Genomic DNA, 21,451 nt, shown 5'->3' on the forward strand with positions numbered 1-21,451 from the left:
CACGCAGCGGTATGCGTCGTATACGCTGTATTCATTTCGTGGGCATTGGCGGCTCCGGCATGTGCGGCATTGCCGAAGTGCTGGCCAATCAGGGGTTTTGCGTCAGCGGCAGTGATCTGCGCGAATCTTCGGTGGTGGCGCATCTGCGCCAGTGCGGCATTCGCGTGGCCATCGGTCATCATGGCGACAACGTGCGCGACGCCGATGTCGTGGTGGTCTCAAGCGCCGTGGACCCGACCAATCCGGAGGTCATGACCGCGCGTGAACGTCGTGTGCCGGTGGTGCGTCGCGCGGAGATGCTCGCCGAGCTGATGCGCTTTCGTCATGGCATTGCCGTGGCGGGCACCCATGGCAAGACCACGACTACCAGCCTGACGGCCACGCTTCTGGCCGAGGGCGGTCTGGATCCGACCTTTGTGATCGGCGGACGACTTACCAGTGCCGGCAGCAATGCTCAGCTGGGGCAGGGCGACTATCTGGTCGCCGAGGCTGACGAGTCCGACGCCTCGTTTCTGCATCTTCAGCCGATGACGGCCATCGTGACCAATATCGATGCCGATCACATGGCGACCTATGAAGGTGACTTCGGTCGTCTGCAGGACACCTTCATCGAATTTCTGCACAACCTGCCGTTCTACGGGCTGGCCATTGTCTGTCTCGATGATCCTGTCGTGTGTGAGCTGTTGCCGAGAATTCAACGCCACTTCGTCACCTACGGTTTTGATGAAGGCGCCGATTATCGAATTGTCGATTTCTCTCAACTCGGCGATACCGTGTCGTTTACCGCCCGCAGGCCGGCACCCCACGGCCCGATCACCGTACGACTGGCCATGCCCGGGCGTCACAATGCGCTCAATGCCATGGCAGCGATCGCGGTGGCCACGGATGCCGGTGTCAGCGATGAATCGATCGTCCAGGCACTGGCAGGATTTGCCGGCGTAGGGCGTCGTTTTCAGGTGCAGGGCCATTATCGACTGCCCGAAAGCGGTGGCGACAGTCTGCCGGTCATGCTGGTAGACGACTATGGCCATCATCCCCGTGAGGTGGAAATGGTCATTCAGGCGGTTCGCGAAGGCTGGCCGGATCGGCGGCTGGTGATGATCTATCAGCCGCATCGCTATTCCAGAACCCATGATCTTTACGAGGATTTCGTGCGGGTGCTTTCAAGCGTCGATCAGCTTCTGCTGCTGGACGTCTACAGTGCCGGTGAAGCGCCTGTTACGGGCGCCGATTCCAGGGCGCTGGCAGGCTCCATTCGCCAGCGCGGGCAGACATCGCCACTGTTTGTTGAAAGTCGGGAAGCGCTGGCGGAGATATTGAGCAACGTGCTCGATGACAACGATATTCTGATTACCCAGGGGGCCGGCGACATCGGTGGGCTCAGCACGGCACTGGCACGCTGTGAGCTCAAACTCCAGGGAGTTACCCTGTAATGATCGGGGTTTTCAAAACCTTTTGGCCGGTGCAGGGCGTGCAATGACAACGGCAACCTCCAATCGCCTGCTGGGGCTGATTCTTATCGTGGCACTGCTGGTAGCAGGCGGTCGCACGCTCTGGATATGGCTGGACAAGCCCATCGAGCGCGTGTCCATCAGAGGGGATCTGGAGTACGTCAATGCCGCCTATCTGCAGGATCAGCTCGCACCGCTGATTGCCGGAGAGAGCTGGCTGTCCGTTGATATCGGTCAGCTGCGCAGCGAGGCACTCGAGGTGCCCTGGCTCAAGGATGTCCGGCTTTCAAGGCGCTGGCCGGATGCCCTGACGTTTGAACTCTACGAGCAGCGTCCCGTGGCCTGGTGGAACGATGGCCTGTTGCTCAACGCTCAAGGGGAGGCCTTCGCGGCGGGGCCCATCAGCAATGTGGGTGACAGACCCTGGCTTGCGGGCCCGCAGGGCAGTGGCCATGAGGTGCTTGCCTATTATGACGCCTTGAAAAGGCAGTTCGAGCGTCTGGACATGACCATCACACAGCTTCGACTCGAGCCACGCGGTGCCTGGCGAGTCCAGCTTGATAATTCATTCTGGATCATGCTCGGGCGAACGGATCTGGACATGCGCCTTGAGCGTTTTATTACCGCCTGGCAGCGTGGCCTTTCAGCGGGTCGAAACGATATCCGCTATATTGATTTGCGTTATCCCAACGGCGTCTCGGTGGCGTGGCACGGCGAAAACGAGCCCGAAAATGATAATTCGGATGGATAAACTTAACGTTCTCGTTAAGTTGCGTAAAAACACGGGTATTGAAGGGTAATGGGTATTTCTTTCACTCTAAAATCACCGTATTCTCGGTAATGCTTTCACTATTATTAATGCGGAATTACGCCAGTTACTTTTTTAATTGAATGCGATTGAGATAATTGTGCGTATTAACAGGTTGATCAGGGAGTAGGCCCGACCTATGGCAGGAGAAACCAACGCTTCCAATATGGTAGTCGGGCTGGATATCGGAACATCCAAGGTTGTGGCCATCGTTGGACAACCCACCGATGACGGCGGCATAGAGATTGCCGGTATCGGTTCCCACCCCTCTCATGGCATGAAAAAAGGGGTGGTCATCAATATTGAATCGACGGTGCAGTCGATCCAGCGCGCCGTTGAAGAAGCCGAACTCATGGCAGGATGTGACATTCATTCTGTCTATGTCGGTATTGCGGGCAGCCATATCAGTTCCATGAATTCCGATGGTGTTGTGGCCATCAAGGAACGTGAAGTGGCGCCCTCTGATATTGATCGTGTCATAGATTCCGCCCGCGCCCGTGCCATCTCCGAAGGACAGCGAATTCTGCATGTGTTGCCGCAGGAGTACGCCATCGATACCCAGGAAGGGATTCGTGAGCCGCTGGGCATGTCGGGCGTCAGGCTCGAGGCGCGCGTGCATCTGGTGACGGCCGCCCTCAATGCCGTACAGAATATCGAAAAGTGTGTGCGTCGCTGTGGTCTGGAAGTAGACGACATCATTCTCGAGCAGCTGGCATCAAGCTATGCCGTGCTGACCGAGGACGAGCGTGAACTGGGCGTGTGCATGGTGGATATCGGCGGTGGCACAACCGATATTGCCGTCTTTACCGAAGGCGCCATCCGACACACCGCTGTCATTCCCATTGCCGGCGATCAGGTCACCAACGACATTGCCATGGCACTGCGCACGCCGACCCAGTATGCAGAAGATATCAAGGTAAAATACGCCTGTGCACTGACACAGCTGGCGTCCAGTGACGAAATGATCAAGGTGCCAAGCGTTGGCGATCGCCCGGCGCGTGATCTTTCAAGACAGCATCTGGCCGAGGTGGTCGAGCCTCGCTATGAGGAGCTTTTTACTCTGGTGCGCGAAGAACTTCGGCGCAGCGGGTATGAAGATCTGGTAGCTGCCGGTATCGTGTTGACAGGCGGTACCTCAAGAATGGAAGGGGTGGGGGAGCTGGCAGAAGAGATATTTCACATGCCGGTGCGCATTGCCTGTCCGCAGAACGTGCGAGGGCTGGCAGATGTCGTGCGCAATCCAATTTATTCGACCGGTGTTGGTTTGTTACTCTACGGCATGAAATATTCTCGCTACTCGCGTTCTACGGCCCAACCCCGCCGGGAAGAGCAGCCAAGACGTTACCAGTCCGAGCGCCAGGACAACGAGCGGCTCTCCTCAACCATTACGCGGATCAAGGGCTGGTTAAAAGGAAATTTCTGACAGGACTGCCTTGGCGGTCCAGGAGACGGGGTTATGTTTGAGCTTGTAGACAATGCGCCATCCAGCAGCGCGGTAATCAAGGTAATCGGCGTAGGTGGTGGCGGCGGCAACGCTGTCAACCACATGGTCGAAAGCAACATCGAAGGCGTCGAATTCATCTGCGCGAACACCGATGCGCAGGCGCTCAAGCGAGTTGCTGCCAAGACCGTTTTGCAGCTGGGCAGTGAAATTACCAAGGGATTGGGTGCCGGGGCAAACCCGGAAGTCGGCCGTCAGGCTGCCATGGAAGATCGTGAGCGCATTGCCGAGCTTCTTCAGGGTGCCGACATGGTCTTCATTACCGCCGGCATGGGTGGCGGTACCGGCACCGGCGGTGCCCCGGTCGTGGCGCAGGTAGCCAAGGAGCTGGGGATTTTGACCGTGGCAGTTGTCACGCGCCCGTTCCCCTTTGAAGGTCCCAAGCGCCAGCGCGCTGCCGAAGAGGGCATGAAGGAGCTCTCCGAGCATGTCGACTCCCTGATCACCATCCCCAACGAAAAGCTGCTGACGGTACTGGGCAAGAATGCCAGTCTGCTGACGGCGTTCAGTGCTGCCAATGATGTCCTGCTTGGCGCCGTGCAGGGAATCGCGGAGCTGATTACAAGCCCCGGTATCATCAACGTCGACTTTGCCGACGTTCGCACGGTAATGTCCGAAATGGGCATGGCCATGATGGGTACCGGCACGGCCATGGGCGAAAATCGCGCCCGCGAGGCCGCTGAAAAGGCCATTCGCAGCCCGCTTCTGGAAGATATCGATCTCAACGGCGCTCGCGGCATTCTGGTCAACATTACCGCCGGTCCGGATCTCTCCATTGGCGAGTTCAACGATGTGGGCGCCACTGTTCAGGAGTTCGCTTCTCAGGACGCGACCATCGTGGTAGGTACTGCCATCGATATGGAAATGACCGATGATCTGCGTGTCACCGTTGTGGCGGCAGGCCTTGATGGGCGAGTAGAGAAGGCGGCGCCGCGTCAGACGCAGACTTCTCGCAGCGAGCAGGCTGATTATCGTCGCATGGCGCGCCAGCCGGCCGCTTCGCGTCAACAGGCGTCATCGCGCGAAAAAGAGAAGGAAAAGGAACAGCAGAAAGCTTCTCGAGAATCCCGTGAGCGGCGCCAGAAGTCGCAGGAAATGGACGATTATCTGGATATTCCGGCCTTTCTGCGCCGCCAGGCAGACTGATCTGATTGGGCGGCCCTTCGGGGCCGCCGAATTTTGTCGTGGTAATAAAAGCATAATAATCGACTAATCGAACACTGTTCGTTGTCGAACCCCAAGGGAACTGTTACCATATAAACAACTGTTTGAATGTTTCCTGCCTGGTAGCCCAGACTATGATCCGTCAAAGAACATTACAGAACACCATTCGTGCGACAGGCGTTGGCCTGCATTCGGGTAAAAAGGTTTATCTGACACTGCGCCCGGCGCCGGTTAATACCGGTATCGTGTTTGTGCGTACCGACCTTGACCCGGTCGTTCGTATTCCGGCGCATCCGGAAAACGTCCACTTTACGACCATGTGCACCGCCGTCGCCATGGGTGACGTTCGTGTCTCCACGGTCGAGCACCTGATGTCGGCTTTCGCAGGTCTTGGCATCGACAATGCTTTCGTCGATCTTAGCGAACCCGAAGTGCCCATCATGGATGGCAGTGCCGGCCCGTTTGTTTTCCTGATTCAGTCGGCAGGCATTGCCGAGCAGGAAGCGGCCAAGAAATTTATCCGCATCAAGCAGGAGCTGACGGTCAAGGATGGCGACAAACACGCTACCTTCCTGCCGCATGACGGCTTCAAGGTCAGCTTTGCCATCGATTTCGATCATCCTGTCTTTGCCAGCCAGAAGCAGACGACCAGCGTCGACTTTTCGACGACTTCGTTTGTGAAGGAAGTCAGCCGCGCACGTACCTTTGGCTTCATGCGCGATATCGAGTTTCTTCGCTCGCAGAATCTGGCACTGGGTGGCAGTCTTGATAATGCCATCGTTGTCGACGAGTACCGTATCCTGAACGAAGACGGTCTTCGCTACGAAGATGAGTTCGTGCGTCACAAGGTGCTCGATGCCATTGGCGATCTCTATCAGCTGGGCTATAGCCTGATTGGCGAGTTCCGTGGTTACAAGTCCGGCCATGGTCTCAACAACCAGCTGGTACGTGCACTGCTTCAGCATCAGGAAGCGTTTGAAATCGTGACGTTCGAGGATCGTGAGACGTCACCGATCTCCTATTCCGAGCCGGCGATGGCGATGTAACCGTCCGGATTATGGGGCAGGACAGTAAACAGTCAAAAAGGGCATCGATCGCTGATCGGTGCCCTTTTTTGTTGCGCGATATCGATAATTATTCGTTTTTTTGCCCCGAATGCGACGCCAGTCGTTCAAGCGATTTTCTGAGGCGGGGGTTGTCCGTATCGCGGGCGCATTCACGAAGCTGAGAAGCTGCTGCTTCCGGAAGCTCTCGAACTCGAGTGTCGGGAGTATAGGCAGGCCGAATGGGGCGAACCTTGAAGGTCAGGCCTGAAAGATCACGAAAGGCGGGAAGCTGTCGCAGCAGGGTCAGCAGCCGCTGTCGTTCAAAGCGCAGCCACGTCAGCCAGACGGCTCGATCCGTCATCAGCGTCAGATGACCCTCGTGATAGCCGCCCACACGCACGTGATCCTTTAGTTCTTCGGGCAGCGCATTGAGAAGGTGTTCCTGGGCTTCAAGAAGAATCCCTGCCGTGTGGATCAACGGCGCCATGGAACCACGGGTGCGTAACAATTGCCCCACGGGCTGGGCGCGTACTCCTTTACCCTTTATACTCATGGCCCTGCCGCGCGATCATTAAGGATGGCGCCAATTTATCACGGCTGATCCTCAGATTGACAGCATGACCCATCCCGCTCGTACATTCCGTCTGCCACGGGGCTTCAGGACCCGGTGGTGGCTGGCCGGCCTCCTGATTGGCTGTCTTTTGCCAATGGGCATGGCCGATGCTCGTCTTGATGGCACGGCTGCTCAACTGATTCGGATCTGCTTTCATTCGCCAGAGCATATTCGCGCCGAGTCTCGTCGTCGCTACCGTCTCAGACGCCTGGTATTGCGCTTTTGGTGCCTGCCGGTGACGCTGCTTTGTATCGCGTGCACAGTGTTGCCCGTTCGGCCCTGGATCGGCATGCCAACGGGTCATGACGTGCTGTCGCGCCGCGGCCCGCCTTCGACGTGTCGTTGAATTTGATAAATGACATGACACGACGACACAGGATAAAGAGATGCTGAATACGCTGTTACGCAAGATGGTCGGCAGCAAGAACGACCGTGAAGTCAGACGCTTACGCAAAGCCGTTACAAAAATCAATGCGCTGGAAGAGTCCGTCAGCGCTCTTGATGATCAGGCACTGCAGCAGCAGACCGCCCGGTTTCGCGAGCGCCTCGCCGGCGGCGAGGCGCTCGACAAGCTGCTGCCTGAAGCCTTTGCCACCGTGCGTGAAGCGACTCAACGCGTCATGGGCATGCGCCAGTTTGACGTTCAGATGATTGGCGGCATGGCGCTTAACGAGGGCCGCATTGCCGAGATGAAAACCGGCGAGGGCAAAACGCTGGTGGCCACGCTCGCGGTTTATCTTAATGCGCTGCCCGGGCTGGGTGTGCACGTGGTCACGGTCAACGACTACCTGGCGCGACGTGATGCCGACTGGATGCGCCCGCTGTATGAATTTCTGGGTCTGTCCGTGGGCGTTATCTACTCCGGGCAACAGCCGCGGGACAAGCGCAATGCCTATGCCTGCGACATCACCTATGGCACCAACAACGAATACGGCTTTGATTATCTGCGCGATAACATGGCCTTTTCACAAAACGAAAAGGTCCAGCGCCGGCTCAACTACGCCATCATCGATGAGGTCGACTCGATCCTGATTGACGAGGCGCGCACGCCGCTGATCATTTCAGGGCCCGTGGATGAAAACGTCGATATCTATCGCACCATCCATCAGCTGGTGGCACCGCTTGCCCCCTGCGAGGATTCCGAAGATCCCGAAACCGGCGATTTCATCATCGATGAAAAGCAAAAGCAGATCGAACTGACCGAGCGCGGCCACAACGAGATCGAAAACATTCTTCGTCAGGCAAACCTTTTGCCCGACGAAGACTCGCTTTACGCTGCGCACAATCTCGGCCTGCTGCACCACGTCAGCGCCGCGCTCAGGGCCAAGCATCTTTTCCATCGTGACGTGGATTACGTGGTCGACAAGGGTGAGGTCATCATCGTCGATGAGCACACCGGGCGTACCATGCACGGACGGCGCTGGTCGGAAGGTCTTCACCAGGCCGTCGAGGCCAAGGAAAACGTGGAAGTTCAAAAGGAGAGTCAGACACTGGCCTCCACGACCTTCCAGAATTACTTCCGTCTCTACGACAAGCTCTCGGGCATGACCGGTACGGCCGATACCGAAGCCTTCGAGTTTCGTGAAATCTATGATCTGGACGTACTGGTCATCCCGACCAACAAGCCGCGAGCGCGAAAGGACCTCAACGACCTGGTCTTCATGACGACCCAGGAAAAGTTCGAGGCCATCATTGAAGACATCAAGGTGAAGCAGGCTGAAGGCCGGCCGGTTCTGGTTGGTACGGCCTCGATCGAAAGCTCCGAGGTGCTCTCGGAGATGATGCGCAAGCAGCAGCTGGCTCACAACGTGCTCAACGCCAAGCAGCACGATCGAGAAGCAGAGATCATCGCTCAGGCCGGCCGTCCGGCATCGGTGACCATCGCGACCAATATGGCCGGCCGTGGTACCGACATCATGCTCGGCGGTAACTGGGAGTCCGAGGTGGCCGCGCTCGATCAACCGAACGATGCCGCCATTGAGGCCGTCAGGGTCGAATGGAGAAAGCGTCATGACGCGGTCATCGAGGCGGGCGGTCTGCACGTGATCGGTACCGAACGTCATGAATCACGCCGTATCGACAATCAGCTGCGCGGACGTTCCGGCCGTCAGGGTGACCCGGGTTCCACCCGCTTTTTCCTGTCGCTGGAAGACAATCTGATGCGCCTGTTCGGTTCCGAGCGCGTGCAGAAGATGATGGGCGTACTGGGGCTTGAAAAGGGCGAGGCCATCGAGCACAAGATGGTCAGCAACGCCGTGGAGCGCGCCCAGCGCAAGGTCGAAGGTCGCAACTTCGACATGCGCAAGCAGCTGCTGGAATATGATGACGTGGCCAACGATCAGCGTCGCGTTGTCTATGAGCAGCGTGATGAGATTCTGGCGTCGGACAACGTTTCCGACAACGTCCAGGGGCTGCGTGTCGAAATGCTGGATCACGCCATCTCAAGCTACGTGCCACCTCAGAGTCTGGCCGAACAGTGGGATCTGTCCGGTCTTGAAGAGCATCTGCGTCAGGAGTTCAACCTTGAGGCACCGGTGACGACATGGGCGCGCGAGGACGAGGACTTTCACGAAGAGATGCTGCGCGAACGTCTCCATGAGCAGCTGCGTCAGGCCTGGGCGAAAAAAGAGGAAAGCGTGGGCGACGAGACCATGCGCCGCTTTGAAAAGCAGGTCATGCTCCAGGTGCTGGATACCCGCTGGAAGGAGCACCTTCAGTCGATGGATCACCTGCGTCGCGGTATCCATCTGCGGGGTTATGCGCAGAAAAACCCCAAGCAGGAATACAAGCGCGAGTCCTTCGAGCTGTTTCAGACGCTTTTGCATAACATCAAATCCGATGTGGTGCGCATTCTCAGTCACGTTCAGGTGCGCCAGCAGGCGGACCCCGAAACGCTTGAGCGCGAGCGTCGGGAAAATCTGGAGCGTGAACAGCAGGCCAGCGAGATGACGCGCACCGACGTGGCTCATGAGGATGTGCCGGCGCCGGAAGTCAGCGAAGAAGCCGTCGCTGCGGCCGAGGCCGTGCAAAATCCCACCGTACGCCGTGAGGAACCAAAGGTCGGGCGTAACGATATCTGTCCGTGCGGCTCGGGCAAAAAGTACAAGCACTGTCACGGCAGTCTCGACAGGTAATTACTGGCAGAGCCGCGCTGCCCGGCTGCCGTTTGGGGGCCGGGTAGACAACATGAACAGCAAAGGGCAATGGTCATGGCCGTAGGTAACGCGCGTTTTCCCGATATGCCTCGCATCGAGGGGCTGCGACTGGGCACTGCCCGGGCCGGTATCAAAAAAGCAGATCGACGTGATCTGGTCATTTTTGAACTGGCTGAAGGCAGTCATGTGGCCGCCACTTTTACCCGCAATGCCTTTTGCGCTGCGCCTGTGCACGTGGCGCGGCGGCATCTGGCAGACGGCGCGCCGCGCTATCTTCTGATCAATACCGGCAATGCCAATGCCGGTACCGGAGAGCCGGGCATGCAGGACGCCCTGGCCTGCTGTGCGGCGCTTGCCGAACGAACCGGTCAGCTGCCGGAGCAGGTATTGCCCTTTTCTACCGGTGTCATCGGAGAACCGCTGCCGGTCGAGCGGATACGCAACGGCCTGGATGAGGCGCTGACCTCGCTGGATGAGACGCAGTGGCAGGCCGCGGCTGAAGGTATCATGACCACCGATACGCGCCCCAAGGGGGCAACGCGTACAATCACGATCGATGGTCAGCCGGTTACCATCAACGGCATTTCCAAGGGCGCCGGGATGATCTGTCCCAACATGGCGACCATGCTGGCCTTTGTGGCCACCGATGCCGCAATCAAGCATGACACGCTGCAGACACTGCTGCGCAACAGTGTCGATCGCAGCTTTAATCGCATCACCATTGATTCCGACACGTCCACCAACGATGCCTGCACGCTGGTGGCCACGGGGCGTGGGGCGGCTCTTGAGAGTGACGAGGCGCTGGCGCAGTTTGCCAGGGCACTGGATGACGTATTGCTGACGCTGGCTCAGGCCATCGTGCGCGATGGTGAAGGGGCCACCAAATTCGTCACGGTTGCCATTGAAGAGGCGGCCAGCGTTGATGAAGCGCTGGCGGTGGCCTTAAGCGTTGCTCACTCGCCGCTGGTCAAGACCGCACTTTATGCCAGCGATGCCAACTGGGGGCGTCTACTGATGGCGGTCGGCAAGGTACCCATCAGTGATTTTGATGTCAGCCAGGTGGCAATCGACATCAATGGCGTCACCATTGCCCGCCAGGGAGGCCGCGCCCAGGAGTACCGCGAGGAAGCCGGTGCGGCCGTCATGGCCGAAGAAGAGATCATTATCACGATTTACCTGGGGCGTGGCACCTCGCGAGAGCAGGTCTGGACATCGGATCTTTCCCATGACTATGTCTCCATCAACGCCGATTACCGCAGCTGACGCGCACCGCGAGTGCACTGACGCCATTAAACCTTGGGGTGGCAGCGCCGTGCCATCCCCTTTACCGATTGATATTCACGCATCATGAAAGGTCATGACAGCATGCCGAAAAGAAGGGTACATGTCGCCGCTGCGGCCATTTTCAACGATCAGGGCCAGGTACTGATTGCACGGCGGCCGTCGATTGCCGATCAGGGCGGACTGTGGGAATTCCCCGGCGGCAAGCTGGCCCCTTACGAAACCGGGCTTGAAGCGCTGCGCCGTGAGCTGCGCGAAGAGCTTGGCATCAGCATCCAGCGTGCCCAGCCGCTGATTCGTGTGCATCATGAGTATCCCGACAAGCATATTCTGCTCGATGTCTGGGAAACGCACGATTTCGAGGGCGAGCCCTGGGGCCGTGAAGGCCAGGCCGTACGCTGGGTCAATCCCGGTGATCTGGGCCGCTATGCCTTCCCCGCGGCCAACGGCCCCATTATTCGCGCCGTCATTTTGCCCCATGATTATCTGATCACGGGAGAGGCCGACGATGAGGCAGCGTTTGATCGCCGGCTTGAGCGCGCGCTGGTAGAAGATGACATCAAGCTGGTACAGCTGCGTGCCCATGATCTTGATGAGAGTGCTTACCGAGCCCGCGCCGAGCGAGCGCTGGTAAAGTGCCGCGAGCATGGCGCGTCACTGATTCTCAACTGCTCGCTGGAAACCTTCAGGGCCGTGGGGGCCGACGGGCTGCATCTGCCCAGTCGTGAACTGATGGCACTGACGCACCGGCCCGTCGAAGAGGACAAGTGGCTGGCGGCTTCCACGCACAATGACGAGCAGCTTGCGCAGGCTCAGCGACTCGGCTGTGACTTCGTAACGCTGTCGCCGGTGCGTGAAACGCCCAGCCATCCGGGTGCCATTACCATCGGCTGGCACGATCTGCAGCAGATGGTTGAAGAGGTCACCATGCCGGTATACGCCCTGGGCGGCACCTCGCGTGACGATGGTGACCGGGCGCGTGCCGTGGGGGCGCAGGGGGTTGCCTCGATACGTGAGTTCTGGCGCTGATCGGATCCTTTGCGCAAAAGGGCCACCCCGCGGGGTGGCCCTTTTGCGTTCATGGATGACCGGCGCGCGGTCGGTGGACAGAGGCGGCTAGTCGCCGCGCTCGATACGGTTCATGAGCTCGTCAAGGCTGGCATCGTCCATGGCGGGCTCGCCGGCAATGCGGTGTGACTCGTCGGCCCAGGCGCCCAGGTCAAGCATCTTGCAGCGTTGGGAGCAAAACGGGCGCCAGGGGTTGTCACTGGTCCAGTAAAGTCGCTTGCCGCACTGAGGGCAGGGCACTACGGGGGTCTGGCTCTTATCATTCATGGGCGTTGTACTGACTGGCAAGCTGGCGATAAAAAAGATCAAGCCGGTCGATTCGGGCATCGACGACGTGAAAGCTGCCGACATTGTCGATAACGTCGTCGGCGCTGGCAAGTCGCCGATTGCGGGACATCTGGGCATCCACGATGGCGCGTGCCTGCACCTCGGACACGCCGTCGCGCTCGCAGGTCCTTCGGATCTGCTCCTGTGGCGGCACATCAATGACCAGAATCCGGTTGACCAGCTGATGCTGATCGGTCTCCAGCAGCAGCGGTGACACCAAAAGGGCATAGGGCCCTGTCAGGGTTTCAAGACGCTGTATCAGCCTTTCGCGAATACGCGGATGCGTGATGGCCTCAAGGTCGTGGCGGGCGCTGGCATCATCAAAAATGATCTGGCGCAGGGCACCCCGGTTGAGCTCGCCCTGCTCGGTCATGACAGCGTCGCCAAAGCGCTCGCGAATGTCTGCCAGCGCGGGCTCACCCGGCATGACCACCTCGCGGGCCAGATGATCCACATCAACCCAGCCCGCGCCGCGCCGCGCGAAAGCCTCGGCAATGGTGGTCTTGCCGGCGGCGATGCCCCCGGTCAGGCCGATAATCAGCATGAAAGCTCCCACAGATAACCGTTGTAATGCCCGGGGGCGAAAAGTGTGTGCATGATGACTGGATTCAGTAAAGGCCAATGGCGGCGTAATACAGTCCGATTACCCTATCACCTCCCAGCAGCACCAGCATGCCCGCCGCACTCAGGAAGGGGCCAAAGGGCATGGGCGCGCCTCGCAGGCGAGGCAGAAACAGCTGCAGCACAATGCCGATAACGGCGCCGGTCGTGGCCGAGAGGACCAGAATCAGAGGCAGGGTCTGCCAGCCACACCAGGCGCCCAGCGCGGCCAGCAGCTTGAAATCGCCTCTGCCCAGCCCCTCCTTGCCCGTGGCAAGTTTGAAAAACCAGTAAAACCCCCAGGCAATGATGTAGCCGACCGCAGCACCCGCAACGGCTTCGGCCAGTCTGTCAGAGTGATTCGCCAGCTGGTACAGCAGCCCGCCCCACAGCAAAGGCAGGGTCAGCACATCCGGCAGCAGCATCGTGCGCCAGTCAATGACGGCCAGCGCCAGCAGCGTCAGGCAGGCAAGCGCCAGCGCAAGGCCGGTCAGCGTCAAACCATGGTGCCACACGACCCAGAGCACCAGCGAAAGGCTTGCCGCCTCGACCAGCGGGTACTGCACGCTGATGCGACATCGACACTGTGCGCAGCGCCCGCGGCGTTTGAAATATCCCACCAGCGGCAGATTGTCGTGCCAGGCAATAGCGGCATCGCATTCCGGGCAGCGAGAGCGCGGTACCAGCAGGTTGCATCTCGTCTGAGTAGGCGGCGTCAGGGTCAGTATCTGATGCGCCTCTCGGGTCCACTGCTGTGACAGCATCACGGGCAGCCGGGCAATCACGACATTGAGAAAGCTTCCCAGCGCCAGCGCCAGCAGCGCCACGATGGACAGCAAAAGGGGGTCGGTCATGTCGAGGCTCCTATATGGCGCTGCCGAGATCAAACACGGGCAGATACATCGAGACCACCACCCCACCGACCAGGGCGCCGAGTACCACGATAATCAAGGGTTCCATCAGGGTGGTCAGCGTATCGACCCGGCTTTCGACCTCGGCGTCATAAAAATCGGCGACCCGGTTCAGCATCGATTCCAGCGCGCCGGACTCCTCACCGATAGCGACCATCTGAACGGCCATGGAGGTGAAAAGACCGGTAGTGCGCATGGCAAAATGAAGCTGCTGACCGGCGCTGACGTCCTGACGAACCCGCTCGATGGCCTGCTCGAACACCAGATTACCGCAGACGCCGCCGGCCGTTTCCAGCGCCGACATCAGAGGGACGCCGGCGGCAAAGGTCGTGGCCAGCGTTCTGGAAAAACGTGCGATGGCAGCCCGTTCAATGACCGGCCCGATGATCGGAAGCCTGAGCACCAGTCGGCTGGCCTGAAATGCCAGTGCCGGTGAGCGTTTCAGCATGCGGCGTGTGACCCACCCGATGGCCATGGCTGCCAGCAAAACCTGCCACCAGAGTCGCTGGGCGGCTTCCGACAGCGCAATGGTGATTCGGGTCGGGGCCGGCAGTTCGGCACCAAAGCTTGCGAACATGCTTTCAAACTGCGGCACGACCTTGATCAACAAAAGGGCCGTTACCCCGATGCCCACGGCCACTACGGCGGCAGGGTAATACAGCGCCTTGCGAACGCGTGCCCTGAGATGATCAAGACGCTCCTTGTTGGTGGCCACACGATCAAGCATGCGATCAAGGGCGCCGGCCTGTTCGCCGGCCTCGATCAGATGGACGAACAGCTGATCAATATGGCGCGGGTGCGCCGCCAGTGCCTGGGAAAAGCTCATGCCGCTGGAAACGTCATGCTTGAGCGTTTCGATGAAATGGCGCAGCGCCGGGCGATTGGTGCCACTGGCGACCGACTCCAGAGACTGCAGCAGCGGCACGCCGGCACGGATCATGGTGGCCATCTGCCGGACAAACAGCGTGATGTCCTGCCCCCGGATGCGATGCCCCATGCCGGGTAGGGAGCGCTTGCGGATCAGCCGGGTCACGATAATGCCCTGCGACGAGAGCTGGCGGCGAATATCGTACTCGCTGACGCCGTGCATCTCGCCTCTGACCCGCTCGCCGCGGGCGTTTTTGCCCAGCCAGCGAAAGGTAGTGGCCTCCCCTGAAGAGGTGGATGAGCGTTTTGGCAGGGCAGAAGCGGCCATAATGATGATTACTCCTGAATGATCCGGTTGAGCTCTTCCAGCGTGGTTAGCCCTGCCAGTACCTTGTGGAGGCCGCTGCGGCGCAGGTCGTGATGGCCTTCGCGCTTTGCCTGCTCCGCCAGTGCCATGGCGCCGGCGTCCTGCATGATCAGTTGGCTCATGGTCGATGAGATCGGCACCATTTCGTAGATGCCTACGCGCCCGCGAAAGCCGTGAGTACAGTGTTCACAGCCCACCGCCTGATACAGCGTGGCCCGGTCGATTTCATCGTCTTCAAGGCCCTGATGCTTGAGTACGTCACGAGGCAGGGTCACCGGCTGGCGGCAGCGTTCGCACAGTCGGCGCGCCAGTCGCTGAGCGATGATCAAACTGATGGAAGTGGCAATGTTGAACCCGGCCACGCCCATGTTGCCCAGTCGGGTCAGGGTTTCGGCGGCCGAATTGGTGTGCAGCGTTGACAGCACCAGATGACCGGTCTGGGCGGCCTTGATCGCCACTTCTGCCGTTTCCAGATCGCGAATCTCGCCCACCATCACCACGTCGGGGTCCTGACGCAAAAAGGCGCGCAGGGCGGCGGCGAAGTCAAACCCGATGTTGGGGCGCACGTTGACCTGGTTGATGCCTTCAAGCTTGATTTCGACCGGATCCTCGGCCGTTGCAATGTTGCGCGCCTCGGTATTGAGCAGATTGAGCGCGGTATAAAGCGTGACGGTCTTGCCGCTGCCGGTCGGGCCGGTAGCCAGAATCATGCCCTGAGGGCGGGCGATGGCCTGCTCGAAGACGCTGCGCTGCGCCGGCGTAAAGCCCAGCGCATCGATCCCCATGCGCGCGCTGTTCGGGTCCAGCAGGCGCATGACGATCTTTTCACCAAACAGCGTCGGCAGGGTGTTGACGCGAAATTCGACGTGGCGCCCTGCCGACAGCTTCAGGCGCAGGCTGCCATCCTGGGGCAAGCGCCGCTCGGAGATATCAAGCCTTGCCATCACCTTGATGCGTGCCGCAATGCGCTGACGAAGCTGTGCCGGTGGGCGCGAGGCTTCCATGAGAATGCCGTCGATGCGAAAGCGAATGCGAAAGCTCTCATCGAAAGGCTCGAAATGAATATCCGAGGCGCCGCGGCGAATGCCATCGAGCAGGATCTGCTTGACAAAGCGCACCACCGGGGCGTCGTCACTGGACTGAAAGGAGGCGTCCTCGTCGTGATCCTTGAGATCGCCTTCTTCGAGCGCCAGGGTCTCGATGGCGTTCTGGCCTTCCAGTAGCGCCAGCGCCCCTTCACCGTGTATTTCCAGATACTGCTCGAGTCTGGCGGCGAGCTGATCGGCCGGTGCCAGCACACCTTCCACGCTCATGCCGATGGCGAACTGAAGCTCATCCAGCACGGGCAGCCGGGAAGGGTCATCCACCGCCACGGTCAAACAGCGCTCTTCACGTATTAAAGGCAGGGCGCCCAGCCGGCGGATCATGGCTTCCGGCAGGCCCTGCAGCGGCGGCAGGCGTGCTACGGCAATAGCGTCCAGATCGACGCAGCCGAGTCCGAAGGCCCATCCGGCACTCTGGATCGCATCGTGCTGTGACACCCCGGTCTCTTCAATGATCAGCCTGAGCAGCGCGCGCTTTTCCCGGTGGGCCTGCTGCTCAAGTGCCAGGGCCTGATCGGCTTCCAGCAGGCCATCCTCGACCAGCTGATGGGCGAGGCTTCGCAAGGGATTGGCAGAGAGCTGAGTAAGGGCATCCGACATGCACGCGAGTCCATAGGATCAAAGGAAGAGGTGACTTGCCTCACGTTATCGGCGGGCGTTCATTTCTCTAAAGTTCCCGGCGCGTTTGTCGTTAAGGGCTGTGCGTCATCCAGTAGCAGGGCGCAAAATATACCGTTATCCTGCTCGCCGAGCAGGAACACATGCGTTTAATTGAAAGGGACACGTCAATGGCAGGCAGGCAGGGTGGTTTTACGTTGATCGAGCTGATGATCGTGGTCGCCATCATCGGTGTGCTGGCGGCCATTGCCGTGCCGCGCTATCAGGACTATGTGGCAAGAGCCGAGGCGGCTTCTGGGCTGGCATCACTAAGAGGCTATCAGACGGCTGTAGAGGAGCGCGTACTGACTAATCGCACTATTACAAAAGACAGTCTCGGCATAACGGATGACAGAATTACGGTTTCAGCAGGTCAGGGATCAGGAGAGAATGCAGGTAGTAATGGTTCAGCAACTCTTTTATATACATTCGATTCCGGTGGCTTGAGTGGTGAGACGTTAACGCTGTCGCGCGAGACTACGGGTCAATGGAGCTGTACTACTGGAATGGATGAAGATTTTAGACCTCGCGACTGCGACTCGGGCTCTAACGGGTAACTTCTCATGAAAAAGCCGGCCCCGAGCCGGCTTTTGTTTTTATCCGCCTTCCCGGCTGCACCACCTTTCCCGAACCGCTATAGTAGCGCGCACCTGTTGATCATTCTGGATGCAATGCATGCTGCGCCTGCCGCTTTTCCGTAACCCGGCCGGAATGGGCCCCATTCTGCGTATCCTGGCCATGCTGCTGCTGGTCCTGTCGATTTTCATGCTGATCCCGCTGTTTCTGCTGATGATCGAGCGCGACGGTCAGATGTGGCCGTTTCTCTGGGCCTTTGCAGTCACCTTCGGTACGGCCGTCGGGGTGATACTGCTGACCTGGGGGGTGCAGATCGAGCTGCGCCCGCGGCAGATGTTTATCCTGACCACCTCCAGCTGGGTGGTGATGTCGGCCTTTTCCAGCCTGCCCATGCAGTTCGGCGCGCCGCGCCTGTCGATGGCCGATGCGGTGTTCGAGTCGGTCTCGGCTATTACGACCACCGGGGCGACGGTGCTGGTGGGCATCGAGCATCTCTCCGATGGCCTCAAGCTCTGGCGCGGCCTGATGCAGTGGGTCGGCGGGGTCGGAATTATCGTCATGGCGATCGCGGTACTGCCGTTTTTGCGCGTGGGCGGCATGCGCCTTTTTCAGACCGAGTCCTCCGACTGGTCGGACAAGGTACTGCCTCGTGCCGGCACGGTCGCCAAGGCGATCGGGCTGGTGTATGTCGGCTTCACGATCGTTTCGATCATCAGTTACTGGCTGGCCGGTATGCTGCCGCTGGACGCCGTGGTACACGGCATGACTTCGGTCGCCACAGGTGGTTTTGCCAACTACGACGCCTCCTTCGGTCAGTACGCCGACAATCCCGTCATTCTCTGGTTGAGCATTCTCTCCATGCTGACCGGGGCGCTGCCCTTTGTGCTCTACATTCGTATGGCGCGCGAGCGCTCGGGTGTGCTCTGGAAGGATCAGCAGGTCAGGGGGCTGTTGGCACTGCTGGTGGTGGTCATCGCATTGCTGACCCTGTATCGAGTGGTGCGCGGCATGGAGTTTTTCGATGCGCTCACGCAGGTGGCCTTCAACGTGGTCTCGGTGGTCACGACCACCGGCTATGCCACGGATGACTATACGGTATGGGGTCCGCTGTCGGCGGCGGCCTTTTTCTATCTGACTTTCGTGGGCGGCTGTTCCGGGTCGACCAGCGGGGGCATGAAGGTGTTTCGCTTTCAGGTGGGGTTGATCATGCTGGTCAATCAGCTGCGCTATCTGGTACATGCCAACGGGGTTTTTGTGCAGCGCTATAACGGACGTGTGCTGACCGAGGATCAGATCCGTGGCGTTATCGCCTTTTCGTTTTTCTTTTTCTTTACCGTCGCGGTGCTGGCGCTGGGCCTGTCGCTGATGGGGCTGGATCTGATTACGGCGCTTTCCGGTGCCGCGTCGGCTGTGGCCAACGTCGGTCCGGGCATCGGTGACGTGATCGGCCCGGCGGGCAACTTTGCGCCGCTGCCGGATGCGGCCAAGTGGATGCTGAGCATCGGCATGCTGATGGGGCGTCTGGAAATCCTGACCGTGCTGGTGCTTTTGACACCGACCTTCTGGCGCAAGTAGCCAACCCCGTCTCGCGCCCTCGACGCAGGGCGCGCCCCTGAACCCTGCCGGCTCGGGCGCCCTCCAGTCCGGTGCTAGAGGGGCTCGCGGCCGGCCCGGTTGAGCACGGGGTTGGCATACTGACACAGCCACCAGGGGCGAAGCTCTTCGGGCACCTGTTCAAGGCGCTTTTTGAAGGTCTGTCGATCCGCCGGTGTGATATCGCGGGTGTCGACAAGCTCCGGGGCGTGGCCGGTGGCTTCCAGTGCCAGGTAGTGGCTGGGAAAGAGCGTGTAGTTTTCCAGTACCTGGCGGTCAATCTCCTGGGCGGCGCTGTCGTAGCTGTCCTGATCGCTTTCGAGCGGCGTACCAAACACCAGCCTGACACGCCCCTTGCCCCCGGTAATGCCGGCGGCGATGGAGAGAATGTCTTCGTAGGCGATCTTTTCATAGGCCACGCCGTCGTTGCGCGCCTTGAGCTCGCGTGCCTTTTGCTGATCGCAGGGATCGAATTCGTAGCTGATCGACACCGGCACGATCCGCAGCTCGGCAATGGTGTCGCTGACCGGGGCGTCCTTGTCCTTCATGCGCCGGGCCATGCCCAGCATCTTGACGATCGCGCTGTCGGTGCGGTCCACGCCGTTTTTGGCCCGGCCTTCGCGCTGGGCCAGCCAGATCGGATGATTGTCCTCGACAATGGAGTGGCGAATGTAGTTGGACAGCTGCTGATAGGCGGCCAGCATCGCCCGCTTGCCGCGCGCCGAACGGGGCACGATAAAGCTCTTGTTGAGCCGCATGAGATCGGTCACGTAGGGCTTTTGCAGCAGATTGTCGCCAATGGCGATGCGCACGGTGCTGCGCCCGCTGTGATAGAGCGCGTAATTGACAAACGCCGGGTCAAGGGCAATGTCGCGGTGGTTACCGATGAAAAGATAGGCCCTTTGATGATCCAGATGCTCCAGACCCTCCACGCTGAAGGTGCTGGTCGTGTTCTGGATCATGCGCGCCATGTAATGGGAAATGTGATTTTGAAAATCACCGACCGTGTGGATGTTGCGCACGGCGCGCTTGAGACCATGGCGTGCCAGCGCGCGTGCCACGCGTGGCGCGTAACGGGCCAGCCGGGGCAGCCGGTAACGCGTAATGGTGTCAATGAATTCATCATTGCGGACCAGCCGGGCCAGCGTCGTGACCACTTCATCGTCGTTGTAGGGACGAATGGCTTCGAAGTCGTTCGCAGGTGGCAGCGCATCCGGGGCGGCGGGCATCTCGTTGTCCGGGTCGTCCGACGTCTGATTCATGGTGATGCAGGGGCCGTTGTCGCTTCGCCACCCAGCCACTGCATCAGACGCTCGGCAGTGTCACCCAGCACATGGGCCATGAGCGCGAACTCGGTCTCCATCTGCAGGACGGGGTCGTCACCGCTTTCGGTGTCGTCGATCTCCTTGAGCACGGCATCGGCAAAGCGGATCGATTTGATCGACATGTCTTCCTGAAGTACCAGCGACATCTGCTCTTCGATGTTCAGTGCCAGCTTGCTGGCCTGGCGGCCCACATCCAGTGACATGCGCACCTCTTCACCGTCCGGGTCGATGCTGCGGGCACGCAGGATACCGTCATCGCCCTTGGCGCGAAGCTCGATCTGATCGCCCAGTACCATGCCTTCAGGGCGGGTGGTCGGGTCGGTCAGCCAGGTCGTCATGGTGCGTCCGGCCGGTGTCTGCGGTGCCAGCGGAATCACCTTGAGCGAGCCGAGCGATTCACGCAGCACGTCGAGGATCTCCTCGGCGCGTTTGGCGCTCGAGGCATTGATACCGATCAGTCCGCGCTTTGTATCCCACCACAGATCCGTGCGCGTGGTGCGGGTAAAGGCGCGCGGCAGCAGCTCCTCGACAATGCGCTCCTTGAGCGCCAGCTTGTCTCGTCGGCCGGGCGGATAGCCCTGCTGCGCGGTCAATGCCTCGACACGCTCCTCGAGCGTTTCCTTGACCACGGCGCTGGGCAACAGCCGCTCCTGACGCAGCAGCGTCATCAGCCGATGGCCCTGAACTTCATGCACCAGTTGGTTGCCATGGCGTCCGGCGGGCGCTGTCCAGCCCACGCGCCGGGCCTGAGTCTCGGTTACCGGTTGAAAGCGGTAGGTGTCGAGGGCTTGGGTGAGCTGATCCAGTGACCAGTCGTGCTCATCGAGCAGGCGATAAAGTTGTAAATGCTTGAACCACATAGCGTCCTTTCCTTGAAGGCGCACATTATGTCGAATGGCAGGCGCGGGTGCCAGCGCTGGCATGTCCTGATGACGTACTCCTGGACTATCCGATAAGGACAGACGCTGGTACCAGACGTGACAGGGCCTTTGTTGGCAGGTGCCTGAATCACCGCCGGATTGCATCACTGTCTGCCGG

At 59.8% G+C, this 21,451-nt stretch carries 18 protein-coding genes; 10 read left to right on the forward strand and 8 right to left on the reverse strand.

Features of this window, described 5'->3' with window-relative positions:
- The first annotated feature begins 11 nt into the window (after positions 1-11).
- The 5 genes from murC (at position 12) to lpxC (ending at position 5,970) form a co-directional block, all read left to right on the forward strand.
- Positions 12-1,433 (forward strand): UDP-N-acetylmuramate--L-alanine ligase, encoded by a 1,422-nt coding sequence (murC, locus tag ACS92L_RS03160; protein WP_438768401.1) that lies wholly within the window; start codon positions 12-14, stop codon positions 1,431-1,433.
- A 43-nt stretch (positions 1,434-1,476) separates the two neighbouring features.
- On the forward strand, positions 1,477-2,202 hold the full coding sequence (locus tag ACS92L_RS03165; protein WP_438767014.1) for a cell division protein FtsQ/DivIB: 726 nt from the start codon (positions 1,477-1,479) through the stop codon (positions 2,200-2,202).
- A 196-nt stretch (positions 2,203-2,398) separates the two neighbouring features.
- On the forward strand, positions 2,399-3,682 hold the full coding sequence (gene ftsA / locus ACS92L_RS03170; RefSeq protein ID WP_115853412.1) for a cell division protein FtsA: 1,284 nt from the start codon (positions 2,399-2,401) through the stop codon (positions 3,680-3,682).
- 33 nt (positions 3,683-3,715) lie between these two features.
- Positions 3,716-4,906 (forward strand): cell division protein FtsZ, encoded by a 1,191-nt coding sequence (ftsZ, locus tag ACS92L_RS03175; RefSeq protein ID WP_438767016.1) that lies wholly within the window; start codon positions 3,716-3,718, stop codon positions 4,904-4,906.
- A gap of 152 nt (positions 4,907-5,058) precedes the next feature.
- Entirely contained in the window at positions 5,059-5,970 is a 912-nt protein-coding gene (gene lpxC / locus ACS92L_RS03180) for a UDP-3-O-acyl-N-acetylglucosamine deacetylase (protein WP_438767018.1), read from the forward strand.
- Between the two features lie 88 nt (positions 5,971-6,058).
- Here lpxC and ACS92L_RS03185 read toward each other — a convergent pair whose 3' ends face one another.
- Complete coding sequence (locus ACS92L_RS03185) at positions 6,059-6,523, reverse strand: DUF721 domain-containing protein (RefSeq protein ID WP_438767020.1); 465 nt, start codon at positions 6,521-6,523, stop codon at positions 6,059-6,061.
- A 446-nt stretch (positions 6,524-6,969) separates the two neighbouring features.
- Here ACS92L_RS03185 and secA point away from each other — a divergent pair, with 446 nt between their 5' ends.
- From secA to ACS92L_RS03200, 3 genes are all read left to right on the forward strand, one after another.
- Positions 6,970-9,717, forward strand: a complete 2,748-nt coding sequence (gene secA, locus ACS92L_RS03190) for a preprotein translocase subunit SecA (protein ID WP_438767022.1) — start codon at positions 6,970-6,972, stop codon at positions 9,715-9,717.
- Between the two features lie 75 nt (positions 9,718-9,792).
- Positions 9,793-11,001 carry a bifunctional glutamate N-acetyltransferase/amino-acid acetyltransferase ArgJ gene (gene argJ, locus ACS92L_RS03195; RefSeq protein ID WP_438767024.1) on the forward strand — a complete coding sequence of 403 codons (1,209 nt, stop codon included), beginning with the start codon at positions 9,793-9,795 and terminating at the stop codon, positions 10,999-11,001.
- A 102-nt stretch (positions 11,002-11,103) separates the two neighbouring features.
- Positions 11,104-12,048 carry a Nudix family hydrolase gene (locus ACS92L_RS03200; protein ID WP_438767026.1) on the forward strand — a complete coding sequence of 315 codons (945 nt, stop codon included), beginning with the start codon at positions 11,104-11,106 and terminating at the stop codon, positions 12,046-12,048.
- A gap of 87 nt (positions 12,049-12,135) precedes the next feature.
- Here the strand turns inward: ACS92L_RS03200 and yacG are convergent, their stop codons facing one another.
- The 5 genes from yacG to pilB form a co-directional block, all read right to left on the reverse strand.
- Positions 12,136-12,354: a DNA gyrase inhibitor YacG gene (gene yacG / locus ACS92L_RS03205; RefSeq protein WP_438767028.1), complete on the reverse strand. Its 219-nt coding sequence runs from the start codon at positions 12,352-12,354 to the stop codon at positions 12,136-12,138.
- Positions 12,347-12,958, reverse strand: a complete 612-nt coding sequence (gene coaE / locus ACS92L_RS03210) for a dephospho-CoA kinase (protein WP_438767030.1) — start codon at positions 12,956-12,958, stop codon at positions 12,347-12,349. The genes yacG and coaE overlap by 8 nt, the downstream gene beginning before the upstream one ends.
- A 64-nt stretch (positions 12,959-13,022) precedes the next feature.
- A complete protein-coding gene (locus ACS92L_RS03215) occupies positions 13,023-13,868 on the reverse strand; it encodes a prepilin peptidase (protein WP_438767032.1) in 846 nt (281 codons plus the stop codon).
- A 10-nt stretch (positions 13,869-13,878) separates the two neighbouring features.
- Positions 13,879-15,120, reverse strand: coding sequence for a type II secretion system F family protein (locus tag ACS92L_RS03220; RefSeq protein WP_438767034.1), 1,242 nt, complete (start codon positions 15,118-15,120; stop codon positions 13,879-13,881).
- A gap of 8 nt (positions 15,121-15,128) precedes the next feature.
- Positions 15,129-16,862 (reverse strand): type IV-A pilus assembly ATPase PilB, encoded by a 1,734-nt coding sequence (gene pilB / locus ACS92L_RS03225; protein WP_438767036.1) that lies wholly within the window; start codon positions 16,860-16,862, stop codon positions 15,129-15,131.
- A 188-nt stretch (positions 16,863-17,050) separates the two neighbouring features.
- Between pilB and ACS92L_RS03230 the strand changes: the two genes are divergently transcribed.
- On the forward strand, positions 17,051-17,476 hold the full coding sequence (locus tag ACS92L_RS03230) for a pilin (protein WP_438767038.1): 426 nt from the start codon (positions 17,051-17,053) through the stop codon (positions 17,474-17,476).
- Positions 17,477-17,585: 109 nt separating this feature from the next.
- A complete protein-coding gene (locus ACS92L_RS03235; protein WP_438767040.1) occupies positions 17,586-19,070 on the forward strand; it encodes a TrkH family potassium uptake protein in 1,485 nt (494 codons plus the stop codon).
- A gap of 74 nt (positions 19,071-19,144) precedes the next feature.
- Here ACS92L_RS03235 and ACS92L_RS03240 read toward each other — a convergent pair whose 3' ends face one another.
- Together ACS92L_RS03240 and ACS92L_RS03245 are read right to left on the reverse strand one after the other, a co-directional pair.
- Positions 19,145-20,317 carry a 1-acyl-sn-glycerol-3-phosphate acyltransferase gene (locus ACS92L_RS03240; RefSeq protein ID WP_438768403.1) on the reverse strand — a complete coding sequence of 391 codons (1,173 nt, stop codon included), beginning with the start codon at positions 20,315-20,317 and terminating at the stop codon, positions 19,145-19,147.
- Between the two features lie 29 nt (positions 20,318-20,346).
- Positions 20,347-21,273, reverse strand: coding sequence for a recombination-associated protein RdgC (locus ACS92L_RS03245; protein ID WP_438767042.1), 927 nt, complete (start codon positions 21,271-21,273; stop codon positions 20,347-20,349).
- Positions 21,274-21,451: the final 178 nt, after the last annotated feature.

Source organism: Kushneria halocnemicola (genome assembly GCF_965650455.1).
In the GTDB taxonomy this organism is placed as follows: Bacteria; Pseudomonadota; Gammaproteobacteria; order Pseudomonadales; family Halomonadaceae; genus Kushneria.

Coding starts and splice junctions, on each gene's coding strand:
- murC (WP_438768401.1), top strand. CDS start 12: ATGCGTCGTATACGCTGTATTCATTTCGTGGGCATTGGCGGCTCCGGC.
- ACS92L_RS03165 (WP_438767014.1), top strand. CDS start 1,477: ATGACAACGGCAACCTCCAATCGCCTGCTGGGGCTGATTCTTATCGTG.
- ftsA (WP_115853412.1), top strand. CDS start 2,399: ATGGCAGGAGAAACCAACGCTTCCAATATGGTAGTCGGGCTGGATATC.
- ftsZ (WP_438767016.1), top strand. CDS start 3,716: ATGTTTGAGCTTGTAGACAATGCGCCATCCAGCAGCGCGGTAATCAAG.
- lpxC (WP_438767018.1), top strand. CDS start 5,059: ATGATCCGTCAAAGAACATTACAGAACACCATTCGTGCGACAGGCGTT.
- ACS92L_RS03185 (WP_438767020.1), bottom strand. CDS start 6,523: ATGAGTATAAAGGGTAAAGGAGTACGCGCCCAGCCCGTGGGGCAATTG.
- secA (WP_438767022.1), top strand. CDS start 6,970: ATGCTGAATACGCTGTTACGCAAGATGGTCGGCAGCAAGAACGACCGT.
- argJ (WP_438767024.1), top strand. CDS start 9,793: ATGGCCGTAGGTAACGCGCGTTTTCCCGATATGCCTCGCATCGAGGGG.
- ACS92L_RS03200 (WP_438767026.1), top strand. CDS start 11,104: ATGCCGAAAAGAAGGGTACATGTCGCCGCTGCGGCCATTTTCAACGAT.
- yacG (WP_438767028.1), bottom strand. CDS start 12,354: ATGAATGATAAGAGCCAGACCCCCGTAGTGCCCTGCCCTCAGTGCGGC.
- coaE (WP_438767030.1), bottom strand. CDS start 12,958: ATGCTGATTATCGGCCTGACCGGGGGCATCGCCGCCGGCAAGACCACC.
- ACS92L_RS03215 (WP_438767032.1), bottom strand. CDS start 13,868: ATGACCGACCCCCTTTTGCTGTCCATCGTGGCGCTGCTGGCGCTGGCG.
- ACS92L_RS03220 (WP_438767034.1), bottom strand. CDS start 15,120: ATGGCCGCTTCTGCCCTGCCAAAACGCTCATCCACCTCTTCAGGGGAG.
- pilB (WP_438767036.1), bottom strand. CDS start 16,862: ATGTCGGATGCCCTTACTCAGCTCTCTGCCAATCCCTTGCGAAGCCTC.
- ACS92L_RS03230 (WP_438767038.1), top strand. CDS start 17,051: ATGGCAGGCAGGCAGGGTGGTTTTACGTTGATCGAGCTGATGATCGTG.
- ACS92L_RS03235 (WP_438767040.1), top strand. CDS start 17,586: ATGCAATGCATGCTGCGCCTGCCGCTTTTCCGTAACCCGGCCGGAATG.
- ACS92L_RS03240 (WP_438768403.1), bottom strand. CDS start 20,317: ATGCCCGCCGCCCCGGATGCGCTGCCACCTGCGAACGACTTCGAAGCC.
- ACS92L_RS03245 (WP_438767042.1), bottom strand. CDS start 21,273: ATGTGGTTCAAGCATTTACAACTTTATCGCCTGCTCGATGAGCACGAC.